We start from the raw sequence: 17826 nt of genomic DNA, 5'->3' as shown, positions 1-17826 counted from the left end.
TGATGCGGGCACGATCTAAACACGCCTCCATTGCATGTTCAAGACAAATGGCATTTATCTGCGTGACGATGAAGTTAATTCAGAGCTTCACCAACTCCACGCGACGGTTCTGTGCCTTGCCCTCTTCGGTGTTGTTGTCGGCAACCGGTTGTGAATCGCCAAAACCGCTGGATTCAAGCCTTTTTTGATCGATTCCCGCAGTGACGAGGAAGTCGCGAACGGAGGCTGCACGGCGTTGCGAGAGCGACAGATTGTGTGACGCATTTCCCGTGTTGTCGGTATGTCCATTGATCGAAAGTCGCAGCTCGGGATTGTCGTTGAGCAGTGCGGTCACCTGCTCCAGCTGCGGCTTCGACGCGGGAAGGATGGTGGCCTGGTCGGTTTCGAACTGCACCTGGATGGCCACTTTGCCGGCGTCGTCGATCGATTTCTTCAGCGCGTCGGCCGGCAGTGCCTTGGCGGTGATCTGCACCGGCTTGGTCTCGGCGATCAGCAGCCCGGCCTGGTTGCCGCTCTTGGCGACATGCAGCCAGATGTTGCGGTCCGGCTGGCGGATCACGTAGACATCGGCAGTTTCGTTGTAGATGTCGCCCAGGGCATCCACGCGTTCAACGGCAGCGGAAGACTTCTGGATGTCATCCAAGGCGGCGGCGGGGATCTTGCCGTTGAACACCTGGCGTCCACCCAGGCTCTCGACCAGTGCCTGCAGGTTGCGGGTCAGCTCAAGCTGCGAGAACGGGTGCCCGTCCTTGGCCTGGAGGCGTGCGCCGTAGACCTGGCCCTCGACCCACTCCAGGCGGTCACCGGTCCAGAACGGTACACGCTCGAACGGGTTGGTCTCCGGGCGCTGCGCCTGATAGCCCTCCGGCAGGCCGATGTAAGGGAATTCACCCAGCGTGGCCGTGGAGACGGGCAGCTTCTCGATGTCGAAAGCGTTGCTGGTGGTCGTTGCCTCGGCAGCCGGTGCTGGCGGGTTGGTCTCTGCTGCATCGGTGGCGGGCGCGGCAGGCTCGGCCGGTGCGGGCGTGCGGTTGCACGCGCTGCCCAGCAACAGGGCGAGGGTCGACAGGGCCAGGGCAGTGCGCTTGGTGACGGGTTGTACGTTCATGGAATGCTCCGACAAGGAAATCGCCCCGGATGGCGAGATGGGCCAACCGGGGATGGGACGAGGAAAGCAAGCGTGCGCGATGGATGCATCAACGCTGTGTCAGCAGCGGAGCATGCGACGGGGATCCGGCCGATGAGGGAGCGCGGTAGCGTCGGCTGCGGGCGCGCGACGAAACGGGGCAGGCAGGATGACGGCCGATGAACGGGCCGAGGTGGAACGGCATTGTGCTGCGGTCATTCAGTGCCCTGTCGACGTGTGGTCCAAGAGCCCCCTGTGCGCGCAGCATAGCAATAGCGTCACGCCATCAAAAGATGGCGTGGTGCACGGATATGAAAAAGGGCGGGACCTCGCGGTCCCGCCCTTGTCATGCCGGTCGATCCTGGTTCAGCGGCTCAGCTGCGCAGGCCAACACCGCGCTTGAGCAGCCACAGTGCCAAGGCGGTGAGTGCGGCGACGAAGCCCAGCATCAGCGTGTAGGAGACCCACAGCGGCACGTCGCTGCTGCCCAGCAGGCCGAAGCGGAACGCGTTGACCATGTAGAAGATCGGGTTGGCGTGGGTCAGGGCCTGCGCCCAGCCCGGCAGCAGCGTGACCGAATAGAACACGCCGCCCAGGTAGGTCAGCGGGGTCAGGATGAAGGTCGGCACGATCGCCACGTCATCGAACTTCTTGGCGTAGACGGCATTGATGAAGCCGGCCAGCGAGAAGATGGTCGCGCCCAGCAGCACCGTGCTCAGCGTCACCAGCGGGTGTGGGATGCGCACCGGGGTGAAGAACATCGCGATGATCAGCACGATCACGCCGACCATCAACCCGCGCACCACCGCGCCGGCCACGTAGCCGCCCAGGATCACCCAGTTCGGCATCGGGCTGACCAGCAGCTCCTCGATGTGGCGGCCGAACTTGGCGCCGAAGAACGAGGAGCTGATGTTGCCGTAGCTGTTCTGGATCACGCTCATCATCACCAGGCCCGGCACGATGAACTGCATGTAGCTGTAGCCGCCCATCTCGCCGATGCGCGAGCCGATCAGGCCGCCGAAGATCAGGAAGTACAGGGTCATGGTGATCGCCGGCGGCACCAGGGTCTGGCCCCAGATGCGCAGGATGCGGTTGATCTCGCGGCGGACGATGGTGCCCAGCGCCACCCAGTTGCGCGAACCGGTGGCGGTCTCGGAAGAGGACGTGACGGAGGTGTTCATGCGTTGTTCTCCAGGTTGCCGGTCAGGCGCACGAACAGCTCTTCCAGGCGGTTGCTCTTGGTGCGCATCGAGCGCACGCGGATGCCGGCGGCGTTGAAGGTGTCGAACACGCGGTTGAGGTCCATCGCCCGCGGCATGTCCAGGTCCAGCGTGTGCGCGTCGGTGGCCTGCAGCGTGGCGCCTTCGATGTGCGGCAGCTGCGCCGGCAGTTCACCGTCGATGTCGAAGATGAAGCCTTCCACGTCCAGCTTGGCCAGCAGGCCGCGCATCGGGCCCTGCTCGACGATGCGGCCGTGGTTGATGATGGCCAGGTTGCGGCACAGCTGCTCGGCTTCCTCCAGGTAGTGCGTGGTGAGGATGATGGTGGTGCCGGCGGCGTTGATCTCCTGCAGCGTCTTCCACATGTCGCGGCGGATCTCGATGTCCACGCCGGCGGTGGGCTCGTCCAGGATCAGCAGGCGCGGGCGGGTCATCATCGCGCGGGCGATCATCAGCCGCCGCTTCATGCCGCCGGACAGCGTGCGGCTCATCATCTGCGCCTTGTTCCACAGGTGCGCGCGCTTGAGCTCCTGCTCGGCGCGGACCTCGGCCTCGGCGCGCGGGATGCCGTAGAAGCCGGCGTAGTTGACCAGGATGTCGAAGGGCTTCTCGAACAGGTTGAAGTTGATCTCCTGCGGCACCAGGCCGATCAGGCGCATGGTCGCGCTGCGCTGGCTGACCAGGTCGCTGCCGAAGACCTCCACCTGGCCTTCGCTGAGGTTCACCAGCGAGGAGATGATGCCGATCATGGTCGACTTGCCGGCACCGTTGGGGCCGAGCAGGGCGAAGAAATCGCCCGGGGCCACTTCCAGCGACACGCCCTTCAGGGCCTGCACGCCGTTGTCGTAGGTCTTGCGCAGATCAGTGATGCGCAGCGCGGGGGCTGCGGGGGAGATTCGGGAGTCCAAGCTCGGGCCTTCGCGCCGGGTCTGCGGCGCCGCGTGAATGCAAAGCGGTATTATAGAAGGCCCCGCGGCTTTGCCCGGTCAAACACAGCTTTCCCTTCGTGCCTGCCCAATTCCCCCTCAAGCTGGTCGGACGCCGCATGCTGGCGCCCACCGTTGGCCACTACCAGTTCGTCCGTGACGATGGGCAACCGCTGGATTTCCAACCCGGCCAGTTCATTCAGGTTCACTTCGAGTACGCCGACGGCACCGCGACCAAGCGCAGCTACTCGCTGGCCACCATCCACGACCACGCGCTGGGCCCGGGCGAGGCGGTGGAAATCGCGGTCAGCTTCGTGCCCGGCGGCGCCGCCACGGCCCTGTTCGAGGGGCTGGAGCTGGGCGGCCACCTGACCGGCAGCGGCCCGTTCGGGCGCTTCTGTCTGAACCCGGGCGACCACAACGGCCGCTACCTGCTGATCGCCACCGGTACCGGCGTCACCCCGTACCGCTCGATGCTGCCGCTGCTGCGCCGGGCCATCGCCGAGCGCGGCGTGGAAGTGGTGCTGCTGCAGGGCGCCCGCACCCCGCAGGAACTGCTCTACAGCGAGGACTTCCGTGCCTTCGCCGAGGCCACCCCGGGTTTCCGCTACATGCCATGCCTGTCGCGCGAGCTGCCGGCCGACCCGCACCCGGACGTGCGCAAGGGCTACGTGCAGCAGCAGCTGGCCGAGATCGGCCCGGACCGGACGCGCGACATCACCTATCTGTGCGGCAACCCGGACATGGTCGATGCCTGTGCCGAGCTGCTGAAGGCCGCCGGCCTCCCCCCGCCGCAGATCCGCCGCGAGAAGTACGTCAGCAGCAAGTAAGCGGTGGGTGCCGGCCTGCGGGTCCCTTGCGCGAGGTTCACTGGCGGTGGCGGTTGCCTACGCTCTGCAACCGGGCCCGGGCTGGGTCCATGCATTGAAGGAGCTCAGGAAGTGAGTTCCTTCTTGCAGTAGCCTCGAACCACTGGCTTGTTGAGCGGAGCAGGTTCAGCAGAACGGCGGGCCTCCAGATCCGGCATGCCTTCCGTTGGGCGGACAATGGACAGCCTCTGCAGCCCGCCGGCGCGCCCGATCACGCATCGGGCGTAGTGTTGCCCTTCCTGCCGGGGCTCGAAGAGATATCGTGCCCGGTATGAGGCGCAGGTCATCGTCGTGCGCGGGACACGCGGCTTCGAGCCGGGGCCTATGCACTCAATTAGGACGAATCCTATTTCCGTGGCCGTGAATTGGGATTCCGGGCGATGGGAAGTCCATCCAGACATCAGGACAATTGCACCACCACGCATCTTGTCTGCGCGCTTCAAGCAGGTGGGGTGGCTTGTTGGATGCAGGAATCACCCTGCACGCGGATGTTGCCAGCTCCGCTTCCCTGCTGCAGAGGCCCATTTCAATGTCGTATTTCCCAAAATTATCCATGACGAATGGACGCGTTCTGTGGGGCCGCTTGGCCTGCGCGGCAGTTCTGCTATTGGCTGCGAATACCGCTCTGGCAGCTGATCTCGGATGCACCAACAATCAGTTTGGTGCGAATCCGATGCCGATCGTCTACACGCTCCCGAAAGGGCCGATCAAGATCAACCCCGATGTAGCGAACGGAACTGAGCTCTACTCCGTCACTGGTCTTACTGCCACAGGGCACAACTTCTCTCGCACCACCTGCAAGAATTTGGTGGGCTCCACCCTGATGAAAAGGGCGATGATTGATCGAGTTCATCTGGGGGGCGGAGTCTATGAGACGGGAATTCCCGGCATTGGTTTCATGTTGACGCTGCAAGGAACCCCTCTTCCGCTGGAAAATGGATCATTCAGTAATCCTGGAGGGTACGCTGCCAATCCAACTGCGAGGTTGAAGCTGATAAAAACAGGGCCGATTACCCAGATGGGCATCCTGGAAAACCTGCGCGCAACCACGTTTCTTCCTGCAGGCGACAACTACCTGTACGAAACATGGAACTCCATTGGGAGCCTGACCATTGATCCGGGCAAGCCCACATGCAAGGTCACCACCCCGACGCGTTCGGTATCGCTGCTTCCGGTTCCGAAAAGCAAGCTGAACGCGATTGGCACGGTCACCGCAGCGGAAGGCTTCACGCTGGGGATGAGCTGCTCGGGTGGAGATACCGGGAAAACTCTCGGAATATTTGCGGTGCTGACGGATCAGAATGCGCCGGGCAATCGTTCGGAGACTCTGTCCTTGGGGAGCGATTCCACCGCGTCCGGCGTGGGCATACAGATACTCCGAAATGGGTCGCCGCTCGGATACGGCCCGGACTCCACGGCATCGACTGCACAGAATCGATGGAAAGTGGGCACGTATGGCAATGTCAACGTCACCATTCCGCTCAGCGCCCGCTACATCCAGACCGAATCGGTCGTGACGGCCGGTACCGTGAATGCACGGGCAACCTTTACCGTGAGCTATGAGTAGGCACTCGTCGCGCGGGGCAGGGTGCTGGTCACTTCAGGTGCCCTGCACGCGGATGGGGTTCGCGTATGCGCTACTCCGGAGGCACTTGGGCGTGGACGGATCGCCATGAACCGCATGGAGGATCCGGTCACGTAGTTGTTTGATCCGCCGGATGAGCCGGTGGCCTTCCGATCACGTCAAACACGAAGGAATTCCCATGAAGTATCTGCTCCAGGTTGACTTCCCCTATGCCGGCCCCTGGGGCGCGGAGATGGCGCACGCCATGCAGGACCTGGCGGCATCGATTGCCACCGAGAAGGGGCTGATCTGGAAGATCTGGACCGAGGATGCGGCAAGCGGCCGTGCCGGTGGCGTCTATCTGTTCCAGGGCCGGGAAGAGGCGCAGGCCTACCTCGACATGCACGCCGCACGCCTGGCGACGTTCGGCATCCCGGAGGTGCGGGGCATGATCTTCGTCGTCAACGAACCGCTCTCGGCCATCGACCGGGCACCGCTGTAGGTCTTTGCAGGGCAGGGCGCCGGTTGCGATGATGCCGCCCGATCCTGGGCGTATGAGGCCCGGATGGGTGCGCTGCTGCTGTGGTCCATCGGGCCACGGCAGTTTCAGTAGGCATACTGCCCTTCACCGGTGGCCGCTGCTGTTCGAACAGGGCAGCCCAAGGCGTCGATGCGCTCGCCTGCTACGGTGGCTGCCGCCGCCGGCACACATCACCTCCTGCGTGAACGCCGGAGCGCTTCGGCGTTGATCAGGACGTGTTGCCGTCATTGCCGGACCTTGCTTCGTCAATGAAGCGCATGGCGGTTGACGTCACCTCCGTCGGCAGCGCCGGCTTTCCTGATCTGCAACGGCCTTGATCGAGAAGGTCTGCGCAGGGCATTCATTCTCGACACAGAACCGAACGGGCGCGTCCAACGTACGCTCTGTCGGGACGAAATGTGTAGTCAGAGAGAAGGTGCTGATGGCAATCCGGCGCCATCATGTCGCTTGCCCTGGAAACGTGAAGTCCGAATTCGGAAATCGCTGATCGTTTCCGATTGCCATGGTTGAAAGAATGGCGGCCCTCGCGTGGCCTGACCGCCACGCAGGTCGTTGCCGATGCCGGTGACGAGCCCTCCCTTTTGACCAAGGCACTTTTATGCCGATGAGCAGCAGTACACGCGCGAACGCGTGGCAGTTCGTCCTGGCCGGTTTGCTGGGGGCCAGTGGCACAGCCATGGCCGAAGTCTGCACCACCAATACCGGGCTGCCGGCGACCTTCGTGATGACCTTGCCGGAGACGATCACCATCAATCCGGACCTCGGCGACGGCAAGCTACTGGCCGACATCAGCGGGACCCTGGTCCTGCAGGCCCCCACCGAGACCCGTTGCCCCGGCATCCCCGGTGAGGTCCCGAACAAGTACATGCTCTCCAGCGGGGCCTATCTCGGCGAAAACATCTACGAGAGCGGCATCCCCGGCGTGGGCGTCCGCTTCTCCTTCAATGGGGCGGCGTTTCCGTTGGAGAACCGCTTTATCTTTCCCCAGAAAGACACGAACAGCTGGCCGGGGCGCCTGCAGCTGGTCAAGACCGGGCCGATCAGCCAGTCGGGTTCGCTTGCCGGACTGCAGGGCGGTGCCTACCTGACCAGCCATGGCAACCATCAATGGCGCGTGTTCGCGTTCAAGGGCGCCACCAATGTGGACGCGGGACGGCCGACCTGCACGGTCGCCACGCCGCTGGTGCCCGTGCCCATGGGCTCGGCCCGGCTGAAGGAGTTCAACGGCATTGGCACCACGGTGGGCGAGCAGGGCTTCACTATCGCCGTCGAGTGCGGCGGCGGCCGCCCGCAGATTTCCACGGCGGTGTACGGGATGTTGACGGACCAGAACGATCCGGCGAACCGCTCCACCCAGCTGTCCCTCACCCCTGGCTCGACCGCTGTGGGCGTGGCGCTGCAGGTGCTCCACGGCGGCAAACTGCTGTCCTATGGCGGCAACGCCGGGGAGCCGGCCGCCGATGCACGCTGGTTTGCCGGACGCACCCACAACGGCCGCTTCGAGATCCCGTTGATGGCCCGGTACGTGCAGACACGGGCAGAAATCACACCAGGGAGCGCGAATGCCAAAGCCACCTTCGTGCTGAGCTACGAATGATGCCTCCCGGCACCGGTGGCAGCTGGTTCAGGGCCATGGCTTGCGCTGCTGCAAGGCCCGGCGGCCCTGTTCACGCAGGTGGACCAGCCCGGCGCGCACTGCGCCCAGGTCACGCTGCTGCAGCAACGCTTCCATCCGTGCGCAGCGCGCCACCAGCTCGGTTTCATGGACCAGCGCGAAGCCGCCGCGCACCGAATGCAGCTGCTGGCCGATGGCGTGGATGGGGTCATCGCCGGGCACCGTCGCGTTGGCTAGGCCTGCGTGCTCCAGCAGCTGATCCAGTGTCGCCAGTGACTGCTCGAACGCACTGTCCAGGGCCGCGTGCACGGCGGCGGGCAGCGGGCCCGTGGCGAGGTCGGAGGCCGCGGCATTTGCGGCGGACGCCGGTGCCGCTGGGTGGTCCTGCGCAAGGATGCGGCCGATGCTGTCCAGCAGGATCGGCTTGACCAGCACCTCGCTGATGCCGGCCTCCGTGCAGCGTTGCCGGTCATGTGCGGAGGCATGCGCGGTAATGGCGATGATCGGCTGCACGAAGCCACGCGCGCGCAGGGCGTGGGCGAGCATGCAGCCGTCCATCCCGGGCATGTTGAGGTCGGTGAACACCACATCGTAGGCCTGCCGTTCCTGCAGGGCCAAGGCGTCGGCCGCGCTGGCGACGATGTCGGCCTGCTGGCCGAGGGCGTCGAGTTGCATCCGCATCAGCTCGCGGTTGGCGGGATGGTCGTCGACCACCAGCACCCGTCGCTGGCTATGCGGTGGTTCAACCGCCAGCGACGGTCCCGGAGGGGGAGCTGCCGCCTGCAGCGGTTCCAGCGGCAGCGTGACCAGGAAGGTGCTGCCCTGGCCGGGGACGCTGTGTACCTGGATGCCGCCCTGCATCAGCTCGACCAGCGCCCGGCACAGGGCCAGGCCCAGGCCGCTGCCACCGAAGCGGCGGGCGATGGAGCTGTCCGCCTGCGAGAAGCGCTGGAACAGCCCGGCCTGCTGCTCGGTGCTCATGCCGATGCCGGTATCGCTGACGCCGATCACCAAGGGCGAATCCGGCCGGTCCTCGTCCTGCAGGTACAGCTCCAGCAGCACATCGCCTTCATGGGTGAACTTGAGCGCGTTGCCCAGCAGGTTGTAGAGGACCTGGCGGATGCGGGTGGGGTCGCCGCGGTACGCCGGGGCCAGTCCATCGTCCAGGCTGGTGTCCAGCACCAGGCCCTTGGCCTGTGCCATGGGCGTGAAGAACGCCGCCGTTTCGACGGCAAGGGCCCTGAGGTCGAAGGCGATGGATTCCAGCTGCATCTGCCCGGATTCCACCCGCGAGAAATCCAGGATGTCGTTGATGATGCCCAGCAGCGCGGACGAGGACGAGGTGACGGTGCGTACCTGCTGCAGCTGGCTGCCGGACAACGGCGAGCGTTCCAGCAGTTCGAGGTTGCCGAGGATGGCGTTGAGCGGTGTGCGGATCTCGTGGCTCATCGTGGCCAGGAACGCCGACTTGGCCTGGTTGGCCGCGTCGGCGGCGCGGCGCGCCTGTTCCAGTTCCTGCTGGACCTTCTTGCGCAGCGTGATGTCCTTGAAGTTGCACAGCAGCGCCTGCCGTCCCTGGTAGCGGGTGGGCACGGCCACCACCAGCAGGTCGCGGTGCGACCCATCGGCCATGGCCAGGGTGAACTCGGCTTCGCGGGCAGGTGACGTCGCACCGACCGGGCCGAACCACCGCAGCAGTTGCTGGTGCAGCGGGGCATCGCCGGCGCGTACCTGCCCGGCATAGGAATCCATCACCGCGTTCTGCAACAGCACCTGGCCGGTATCCGGCGCCAGCAGCGACAGGCCGAACGGAGCGGTCGTCACCATCGTGCGGTTGAGGTCCTCGCTCTCGATGATGCGCAGCGAGCGGGCGTAGCCGGGCTTGAAGACCTTGCGGTCGATCAACAGCAGCACCGTCCAGACGAAGCCGATCACCAGCAGCATCGCACCGGCGTAGGCCGCCAGCCGTGGCCACAGATCGGCCAGGACGGTGCGCCAGGTGAACACATGGACCAGCTTCCAGCCGCTGGCCGAGAGCACGTCGCTGGCGATGAACTGGCCGTCCTGGTAGCTGAACGCCTCGTCCGCAGGCGGCTGTGCCAGCGCGGTGCGCAGCAGCGCAGGCGGCAACGTGCCCGGGTTGGGGCCCATCAGCATGCGGCCGTCGTGGTCGGCGATCAGCAGCGCCTCGTGCGGGCGTGCGGTCGCCAGCCGCGAAGCGAACGATGCGGAAGGGTACGCGGCGACGAACACCGCGAACAGCTTCCCGTCCTGTGCCGCGCCCTGCACCAGGCGCACCGAGGGCTGTCCGCTCAGCGGATCGTTGGACGGCGGCAGCCACAACGGCAGGGCAGGGTCGAGCAGGCGCGCGACCACGTGCGGGTCCTGCAGGTTGCCCAGGTCTGGCGCCACCTGGCCGATCAGCTCGGCGGCACCGGCAGTGTTCAAACGCGTGGCGGTGTCGCCCGGTTGCAGCGGGCCCAGCCCGATGAAGCTGCCGTCGGGGTTGTAGAAGTAGCCCGAGGCCAGCAGGGCATGCGAATAGGCGCCGGCCTGGTAGCTCACTTCGTCGGCCAGGCGCAGGTAAGGCGCGTGCACCTGCAGCGGGTGCGCCGCATCGATGTCACCACGCACCAGCACCGCCGGGAAGCTGCGGTTGCGCTGCAGCACCATCCGCCCGTGGTGGGCGCTGAAGGCGGCCAGCAGCGCAGGGTCCGGGGCCTGCCGGTTGGCCCAGGCGTACTCCTCTTGCCGGACATTGATGCGCATGGCGCCTTCGTGCACGGCGAACAGCGAACGCAACGCGGTGCGGCGCATGACGAACTCGGCTTGGCGTTCGCCGACGTAGTCGTTGACCTGCGCGTACAGCATCACCGCGGTGACGGTGGCCAACACCAGCGAGGTCACCAGCCCGCCCACGAACAGCAGCAGCCGCTGGTGGCGGCTGAGCAGGCTCAGGGCATCGCGGCCCCGGCCCACGCGTTCCGGCGGTGTTGTCATCCCGTGCCCCTTGGCTGAACGGCGCTCCATCATAGGGTCAACCGGGCACGCCTGAGCGGATGTCCTACCTGCTGGGGAGAAGAATAAGACTGGGCCGATATGGGCGGGTACGAGCGGTTGGAACAATGTCCCCCGACGCAACAGACGGTACCCCGCCCACTGCCCGGAGACGCCTTCATGAACGCCCAGATCCGCAATGTCCTTCCTGCCACCGTTGCCTTGCCGGTCCCCAGTGCGCTGGTCGTGGATGCCAACGAGCTCCATCTGGCGTCGGTGATGAAGATGCTGGCACGCGCCGGTGCCGACCGGGTCAAGGGCGTGCATGCCGGCGCCGTCGGTATCGACGCGCTGCGCGGTGAGGACTGGGGCATGGTGTTCGTGGACCTGGACCTGCCCGACGTCACCGGCATGCAGCTGATCGACCTGCTGGCCGACCGTGGCAGCAAGGCCGCGGTGGTGATCATGAGCAACCATCCATGCCGCATCCTGCACGCCGCGTCCTGCCATGCCACCGCGCGCGGCCTCAACGTGGTCGCCGCGCTGCGCAAGCCGCTGGACGCGATGCTGGTGCAGGACCTGCTGGAGGAACAGGCCATCCGCGCCGCGCAGGCACCGCAGGCGACCCGGCCGGAGGAACCGTCGATGCATGGTTTCAGCGCCGAGGAACTGCGCCGGGCGCTGTTGTCGCACCAGATCAAGCCGTACTTCCAGCCCCAGCACGACGTGCTGACCGGCGCGCTGCGCGGCGCCGAGGTCCTGGCCCGCTGGCATCACCCGAGCGGTCGGGTGCTGGGGCCGCATGCCTTCCTGCCGGCTTTCGAGCGGGCCGGGATGATGGATTGCCTGACCCAGTACATGCTCTCCAGTGCCTTCGAGGTCATGGCCATGGACGGGCACGGTGCCGGCCGGGTGGTGGCGGTGAACGTCCCGGCCAGCGTCGCCTGCTCGGTGCAATGGGCCCAGAGCGTGGCCGACCTTGCCCAGGTGGCCGGGGTGGATCCGTCGCAGCTGATCATCGAGATCACCGAGGACGGTGGCGCGGCCTGCAATGCGGCCCTGTCCGGCGTGGTCGCGCAGTTGCGGCTGCGTGGTTTCCAGTGCGCCATCGATGACTTCGGCACCGGCGATTCGTCGCTGGACCGGTTGATGCGTGCGCCGTTCAACGAGATCAAGATCAATCGCGGGATGATCATGCAGGCACGCGAGCACGTGCATGCGCGCAGCGTGCTGGCCAGCATCATCGCCATGGGCCGGCAGCTGGTGGCCACGGTGGTGGCCGAAGGCATCGAGGACCAGGAAGACCTGGCGATGGTGCGCAACCTGGGCTGCCACGTCACCCAGGGCTACCTGCATGCACGGCCGATGTCGCGTGCCGCCTACATGCGTTACGTGCTGCGCAGCGACAACGCCTGACAGGCAACGCCGCACGTTGGAAAGGGCCGGCCTTGCGCCGGCCCTTTTTGTTTCCGGCAACGGTGTGCCGATGGCGGGCGCCCTGCGGACGGAAGCGCACTGCATCGTGCACGCGCAGCAGAAGGCGTCGTGACGCCATCACATCCGTGCAACGTCGCTGACCGGAGCGGGTAGGCCAAGTGCAGACGATGGCGTAGGAATTTTCGGGTTCGCGAGGAAGGCTTTTTTTGCGGAAATGAGTCGCTTGCAGGCGCATCGGGATTCCTCCCGGGCGATAGCGTAATTCCCGTCACGATTGCATCGCGCACCCCTTCAACGAACCGATTTCATTTGTTTCAGATAAGTCCTATCTGAAGGCTGCATGGATTCGGACGTCGCTGATTATCTCGCCGCAGCCTGCTCCCTAGACTTCCCCTGCCCTGACAAGACGGCGCACGGCACGACCCGCCGGACGGAAGTCAGGCCCTTGTTGCAATCCAATCCCTCAATCCAGGACTACTGAAATGAACAAGTTCTCCCTTGCTTCGGCCCTCGCCATCGCCCTGTTCGCCGCCCCGGCCGCCCAAGCCGCCGACGGCACCATCGAGTTCACCGGCGCCGTGACCGCCGTCACCTGCACCATCAATGGCGGCAATGCCGATTTCAACGTGGTCCTGCCGACCGTCTCCGCTGCTTCGCTGGCCACCAGCGGCGCTGTCGCCGGCCGTACCCCGTTCAAGATCGAAGTGAGCGGCTGCACCCCGGATACCGGCAAGATCTCGGCCTTCTTCGAAGCCGATGCCCAGGTGAACGAGAACGGCCGTCTGCGCGTCGACAACGGCGGTGCCAAGAACGTCGAAGTGGCCCTGCTGAATGACAGCCACAATGAAATCATGCTGGGCGCCGCTGGCAACCAGGGTTCGCAGAAGGTCGACCTGGCCGGCGGTTCCGCTGTCCTGAACTACTACGCGCAGTACTACTCCCTGGGTGGCGCCGAAGCCGGCACCGTGGCGACCCGCGTCCGCTACACCATGTCCTACGAGTAAGCCGAAGCCGCGTGGCGGCACTGCCGCCACGCACGGATTTCCGCTGCGCCGTCTCCTTCGGGACGACGGCGCGGCAACCGGGTCCCACGGCCCCAGGAGAAACGACCATGAACAACGGTATCCGTACATTGATGATGTCCACCAGTGTCGCACTGGCCATGTTTGCCTCGCAGGCCGACGCAAGCGTGGTGATTGCAGGAACCCGCGTGATCTTTCCGGGCCAGGACAAGGAAGTAACGGTTCAACTGAACAATGCGGGGCAGCTGCCGGCGCTGGTGCAGGCCTGGCTGGATGAGGGGGATGCCGCCGCATCGCCGGAAGCGATCAACGTGCCGTTCACCCTCACCCCGGCGATGTTCCGGCTGGACCCGGGCAACGGCCAGGCATTGCGCCTGCTGCACACCGGGGCGGCCCTGCCCAGGGACAGGGAAAGCCTGTACTGGCTCAATGTGCTGGAAGTGCCGCCGAAGGTGAATGACGATGCCAACCGCCTGCAGTTGGCGGTGCGCACCCGGATCAAGGTGATGTATCGCCCCGCCGGCCTGCCTGGCAAGGCCGCCGATGCCCCCGCCGCTGTCCGCTGGGAGCTGCGCCGGCAGGAAGACGGCACCGGTTACGCGCTCAAGGCCAGCAACCCGACGCCGTACTACGTCAACTACGGCAGCATCAGCCTGGGCACCGGCAACGGCACCCTGGATGCCGGCGGAGGCCACGTCGCGCCGGGCAGCAGCAAGCTGTTCCCGCTGGCCGCCTCGGACGCCGCCGTCCTTGCCCGCGCCGAAGTGCAGTACAGCGCGATCAATGACTGGGGCGGTGCGTCCCAGGGCGTGCAGACGGTCAGCGCGCCCACCCCTTGAGCCGCGTGCCGCCGTGGCGGCACCGCGCTGACACATACCTTCCCGCACCAGCGGCTTCCGGCACGGAACGGCCGTTGGGCGGATCCCGAATCGATCAGCAGGTGCCCCGGCATGGGGACGCCTGGTGCGTACCTGGAAGATTGCCGTGAACCTGCCTGCCGCCGCCCGCTACCGCCCCGTCGCAACCCCGGTGCGCCGCCACCTGCCGGCGCTGATCGTTGCCATCCTCGCGACGCAGTGCCTGGAAGCGATGGGGCAGGAAACGGCGATGTCGGCCGCGGCCGTGGTCCAGTTCGACACCGAGTTCCTGGTCGCCGGTGGCGGCCGCAACGTGGACATCTCCCGCTTCGAGCGGGGCAGCGTGGTGCTGCCCGGTGTCTATCGCGCCGACCTGCAGGTCAACGGCGATTACGTCGCACGTGCGGACGTCACGTTCCGCAGCCTTGAGGCGGGCGCCGACGCGGTGGCCTGCATCGATGAATCGCTGCTGGCCCGGTTCGGCGCGGACATGTCGCTGCTGGACCCGGCCATCCGCGACCGCCTGGCCGTGGCGGCCGCCTGCGAGCGCATCGAGGACGTCATCGCCGATGCGCGCGTGCACTTCGACTTCGCCGCGCAGCGCCTGGAGGTGAGCATCCCGCAGGCCGCCATGCTGCGTCGCGCGCGCGGCTACGTGGATCCCTCCAACTGGGATGCCGGCATCAACGCCGCCTCGCTGGGTTACAGCTTCAATGTCTACCAGCAGAAGATGCGCGGCAACGCCGCCGTCACCCGCGGCTACCTTGGCCTGAATGCCGGCCTGAACGTGGGGGGCTGGCGCCTGCGTCATGACGGCTCCTACAGCTTCGACACCCGGGGCCAGCGCGACTACCAGGCCATGGCCACCTATGCCAAGCGCGAGGTGGCGGCCTTGTCGGCTGAACTGACCCTCGGCGAGGCCTTCACCAGCGGTGACCTGTTCGATTCGGTCGGCTTCCGTGGCGTGCGCCTGGAAACCGACGACCGCATGCTGCCCGAATCGCGTCGCGGTTACGCGCCGACCGTGCGTGGCGTGGCCAACAGCAATGCCAGGATCACGATCCGCCAAGGCGGCTCGCTGATCCACGAGACCACGGTGGCGCCGGGTGCGTTCGAGATCGATGATCTCTACGCCACCGGTTATGGCGGTGACCTGGAGGTCACCATCCAGGAAGCCGACGGCAGCCAGCGCGTGTTTTCGGTGCCGTTCGCCGCGGTGCCGCTGTCGCTGCGCCCGGGCGTGAGCCGTTTCAGTGCCACGCTGGGCACGCTGCGCCAGCACCAGGGCCGCGATGAGCCGCTGTTCGCGCAGGGCACCTGGCAGCGTGGCCTGTCCAACCGCGTGACCGGCTACGCCGGCGTCACCGCCGCGCCGGACTATGCCGCCGGCATGGTGGGCGTGGCCCTGAACACCCGCCTCGGCGCGGTAGGCGCCGACGTCACCCAGTCCTCCACCGTCCTGGCCGATGGCAACGCGGTGCGCGGGGCCAGCTACCGGCTGAGCTATGCACGCGACATCGCCGCCACCGGTACCCACGTCGCGATCGCGGCGTACCGCTACTCGACCGGCGGCTTCTATGGCCTGGGCGAAGCGATGCAGGCACGTGAGGCCGAGCGCCACAGCGATGTCTGGGCACCGCAGCGCCAGCGCAACCGCGCCTCGCTGAGCATGGGGCAGCGCCTGGGTGAGCGCCATGGCCGCCTGCATGCCACCGCGTCGCTGTCCGACTACTGGAACCGGCCCGGCTCGGACGTGAACTACTCCTTCGGCTACAGCGGTTCGCTGGGGCGGATGAACTACGGCATCTCGGCCAATCGCCAGCACAGCGCCGATGGCCGCGCCGATACCCAGTACTACGCCAGCCTGACGGTGCCGCTGGGCAGCGCAGGCCGGTCCCGGACCCTGAGCAACAACCTGTCCTACAACGATGGCGGTCGCTCGCGTGCGCAGAGCACCCTGTCCGGCACCGTGGGCGAGGAAAACCAGCTGTCCTACGGCCTGTCGCTGGCACATGCACGCGGCGGCGACATCGACAGCACCTCCGACCTCAATGCCAACCTGATGTACCGCGCTGGCAAGGCCGACCTGCAGGCCAGCATGGCGGTGGGCAGCCACCACTCGCAGGCATCGGTGGGCGCGCGCGGCGCGGTGGTGATCCATGCCGATGGCTGGACGCTGTCCCAGCCGCTGTCGGAAACCTTCGGCATCGTCGAGGTGGCCGATGCGAAGGGCGCGCGCCTGCTCAACGCCGCCGGCGTCAAGGTGGACGGGCGCGGTTACGCGGTCATCCCGTACCTGACCCCGTACCGCGCGAACACGATCAGCATCGACCCGAAGGGCCTGTCCACGGACGTGGAACTGAAGCTCAACAGCCAGCAGGTCACCCCGCGCGCCGGTGCCGTGGCAAAGGTGCGCTTCGCCACCGAGTCCGGGCGCTCGGCGGTGCTGGAAGTACGCCGACAGGACGGTTCGGTGCTGCCGTTCGGCGCCAATGTCATCGACGAGGATGACCGCGAAGTCGGCGTGGTCGGGCAGGGCGGTCGCATCTTCGTGCGTGGCCTGCGCGAGACTGGCACGTTGACCGTGCGCTGGGCCGATGATGCGCGCGCGCTGTGCCGCATCGACTATCACCTGCCGGCGCGCGGCAAGGACGAGGGCATCCAGGTGGTGTCGGGCCAGTGCGTCACGCAGGTGGCCGATCTGCGCGAGGCCGACGCCGCGCCGGTGTGGAACTTCGTCAGCGGCGAGTGAGCCGCGCCACGGATTGCGCCGGCACGTCGCAGCAGGCCCGCCGACGCTTGCACGCGCTTGCGCGGCGGGCTGGCCACTGACATAGAATCGCCCCAGCACATGGTCCCCATGTGTGCCGATGGGTGCACCCTTCAAGGGCGGAACCGGCCGGCGGGCGGTGGTCGTTGGAGGGGGTGGCGTGGACAGTTTCAGGATCCGGGTGGTACTGGCCGACGATCATCCCGGGATGATCGCCGGCGTGCGGCATGAACTGTCTTCGGTATCGACCATCGAACTGGTGGGGACGGCCGGTGATTCGACGGCGCTGGTGGCCCTGCTGGCCGAGGTGCCGTGCGACGTCGTGGTTTCCGACTACGCCATGCCTGGCGGCGAGGTGGGCGACGGCGTGGCGCTGTTCGGCCTGATGCGGCGTCGCTTCCCGGACGTGAAGCTGGTGGTGCTGACCATGCTGGACAACCCGGCGGTGCTGCACACCCTGGTGACCCAGGGCGTGCAATGCATCGTCAGCAAGTCCGATGCGATCACCCACCTGGTGCCGGCCATCCATGCCGCGCGCACGCAGGGCCGGTACTTCTCGCCGAGTATCGAACGGGTGGTGAGCAGCGTCGACTGGAACCGCCGCAGCCGCAACCCGGACGGCGTGCTGAGCCAGCGCGAAGCGGAAGTGGTGCGGTTGTTCGCGTCGGGGCTGACCGTCAACGAGATCGCCGAGCGCCTGCATCGCAGCAAGAAGACCATCAGCACACAGAAGGCCAAGGCGATGGAGAAGCTGGGCGTGGAGCGTGACGTGGACCTGTTCCGTTACGCGATGGAGAATGGTCTGGTCGCACCGGCATCGTCGGGCGGCGTCGACCCGGCCGTGGAATGAGTGCTGCCCGCATGTCCATGGCGTGAGCCACG

General features: G+C 66.4%; 13 protein-coding genes. 9 read left to right on the top strand and 4 right to left on the bottom strand.

The window, feature by feature from the left end; translation table 11 throughout:
* Positions 1–79 precede the first annotated feature (79 nt).
* The 3 genes from ACIPR8_RS09705 to ACIPR8_RS09695 form a co-directional block, all read right to left on the bottom strand.
* Positions 80–1108, bottom strand: a complete 1029-nt coding sequence (locus tag ACIPR8_RS09705; protein WP_192287041.1) for an OmpA family protein — start codon at positions 1106–1108, stop codon at positions 80–82.
* Between the two features lie 392 nt (positions 1109–1500).
* Complete coding sequence (locus tag ACIPR8_RS09700; RefSeq protein ID WP_313253548.1) at positions 1501–2307, bottom strand: ABC transporter permease; 807 nt, start codon at positions 2305–2307, stop codon at positions 1501–1503.
* Positions 2304–3254 carry an ABC transporter ATP-binding protein gene (locus tag ACIPR8_RS09695; protein ID WP_225591633.1) on the bottom strand — a complete coding sequence of 317 codons (951 nt, stop codon included), beginning with the start codon at positions 3252–3254 and terminating at the stop codon, positions 2304–2306. Before ACIPR8_RS09695 ends, ACIPR8_RS09700 begins: the two co-directional genes overlap by 4 nt.
* Before the next feature lie 98 nt (positions 3255–3352).
* Between ACIPR8_RS09695 and ACIPR8_RS09690 the strand changes: the two genes are divergently transcribed.
* From ACIPR8_RS09690 to ACIPR8_RS09675, 4 genes are all read left to right on the top strand, one after another.
* Positions 3353–4102 (top strand): FAD-binding oxidoreductase, encoded by a 750-nt coding sequence (locus tag ACIPR8_RS09690; protein ID WP_446540889.1) that lies wholly within the window; start codon positions 3353–3355, stop codon positions 4100–4102.
* Between the two features lie 499 nt (positions 4103–4601).
* On the top strand, positions 4602–5708 hold the full coding sequence (locus ACIPR8_RS09685; protein WP_446540888.1) for a fimbrial protein: 1107 nt from the start codon (positions 4602–4604) through the stop codon (positions 5706–5708).
* Between the two features lie 196 nt (positions 5709–5904).
* Complete coding sequence (locus tag ACIPR8_RS09680) at positions 5905–6207, top strand: monooxygenase (protein WP_446540887.1); 303 nt, start codon at positions 5905–5907, stop codon at positions 6205–6207.
* A 643-nt stretch (positions 6208–6850) separates the two neighbouring features.
* On the top strand, positions 6851–7843 hold the full coding sequence (locus ACIPR8_RS09675; RefSeq protein WP_446540886.1) for a fimbrial protein: 993 nt from the start codon (positions 6851–6853) through the stop codon (positions 7841–7843).
* 27 nt (positions 7844–7870) lie between these two features.
* On the opposite strand, the gene ACIPR8_RS09670 is transcribed toward ACIPR8_RS09675, so the two are convergent.
* Complete coding sequence (locus tag ACIPR8_RS09670; RefSeq protein ID WP_446540885.1) at positions 7871–10861, bottom strand: ATP-binding protein; 2991 nt, start codon at positions 10859–10861, stop codon at positions 7871–7873.
* Between the two features lie 177 nt (positions 10862–11038).
* Here ACIPR8_RS09670 and ACIPR8_RS09665 point away from each other — a divergent pair, with 177 nt between their 5' ends.
* From ACIPR8_RS09665 to ACIPR8_RS09645, 5 genes are all read left to right on the top strand, one after another.
* On the top strand, positions 11039–12274 hold the full coding sequence (locus tag ACIPR8_RS09665; protein WP_446540884.1) for an EAL domain-containing protein: 1236 nt from the start codon (positions 11039–11041) through the stop codon (positions 12272–12274).
* A 503-nt stretch (positions 12275–12777) separates the two neighbouring features.
* Positions 12778–13299 (top strand): fimbrial protein, encoded by a 522-nt coding sequence (locus ACIPR8_RS09660; protein WP_446540883.1) that lies wholly within the window; start codon positions 12778–12780, stop codon positions 13297–13299.
* 107 nt (positions 13300–13406) lie between these two features.
* On the top strand, positions 13407–14156 hold the full coding sequence (locus tag ACIPR8_RS09655) for a fimbrial biogenesis chaperone (protein ID WP_446540882.1): 750 nt from the start codon (positions 13407–13409) through the stop codon (positions 14154–14156).
* A 145-nt stretch (positions 14157–14301) separates the two neighbouring features.
* On the top strand, positions 14302–16926 hold the full coding sequence (locus ACIPR8_RS09650) for a fimbria/pilus outer membrane usher protein (RefSeq protein ID WP_446540881.1): 2625 nt from the start codon (positions 14302–14304) through the stop codon (positions 16924–16926).
* 178 nt (positions 16927–17104) lie between these two features.
* A complete protein-coding gene (locus ACIPR8_RS09645) occupies positions 17105–17794 on the top strand; it encodes a LuxR C-terminal-related transcriptional regulator (protein WP_446540880.1) in 690 nt (229 codons plus the stop codon).
* Positions 17795–17826: the final 32 nt, after the last annotated feature.

It is taken from the genome of Stenotrophomonas sp. LARHCG68, assembly GCF_052871705.1.
This window is presented reverse-complemented; position numbering and strand designations above follow the sequence as displayed.

Coding starts and splice junctions, on each gene's coding strand:
- ACIPR8_RS09705 (WP_192287041.1), bottom strand. CDS start 1,108: ATGAACGTACAACCCGTCACCAAGCGCACTGCCCTGGCCCTGTCGACC.
- ACIPR8_RS09700 (WP_313253548.1), bottom strand. CDS start 2,307: ATGAACACCTCCGTCACGTCCTCTTCCGAGACCGCCACCGGTTCGCGC.
- ACIPR8_RS09680 (WP_446540887.1), top strand. CDS start 5,905: ATGAAGTATCTGCTCCAGGTTGACTTCCCCTATGCCGGCCCCTGGGGC.
- ACIPR8_RS09675 (WP_446540886.1), top strand. CDS start 6,851: ATGAGCAGCAGTACACGCGCGAACGCGTGGCAGTTCGTCCTGGCCGGT.
- ACIPR8_RS09670 (WP_446540885.1), bottom strand. CDS start 10,861: ATGACAACACCGCCGGAACGCGTGGGCCGGGGCCGCGATGCCCTGAGC.
- ACIPR8_RS09665 (WP_446540884.1), top strand. CDS start 11,039: ATGAACGCCCAGATCCGCAATGTCCTTCCTGCCACCGTTGCCTTGCCG.
- ACIPR8_RS09660 (WP_446540883.1), top strand. CDS start 12,778: ATGAACAAGTTCTCCCTTGCTTCGGCCCTCGCCATCGCCCTGTTCGCC.
- ACIPR8_RS09655 (WP_446540882.1), top strand. CDS start 13,407: ATGAACAACGGTATCCGTACATTGATGATGTCCACCAGTGTCGCACTG.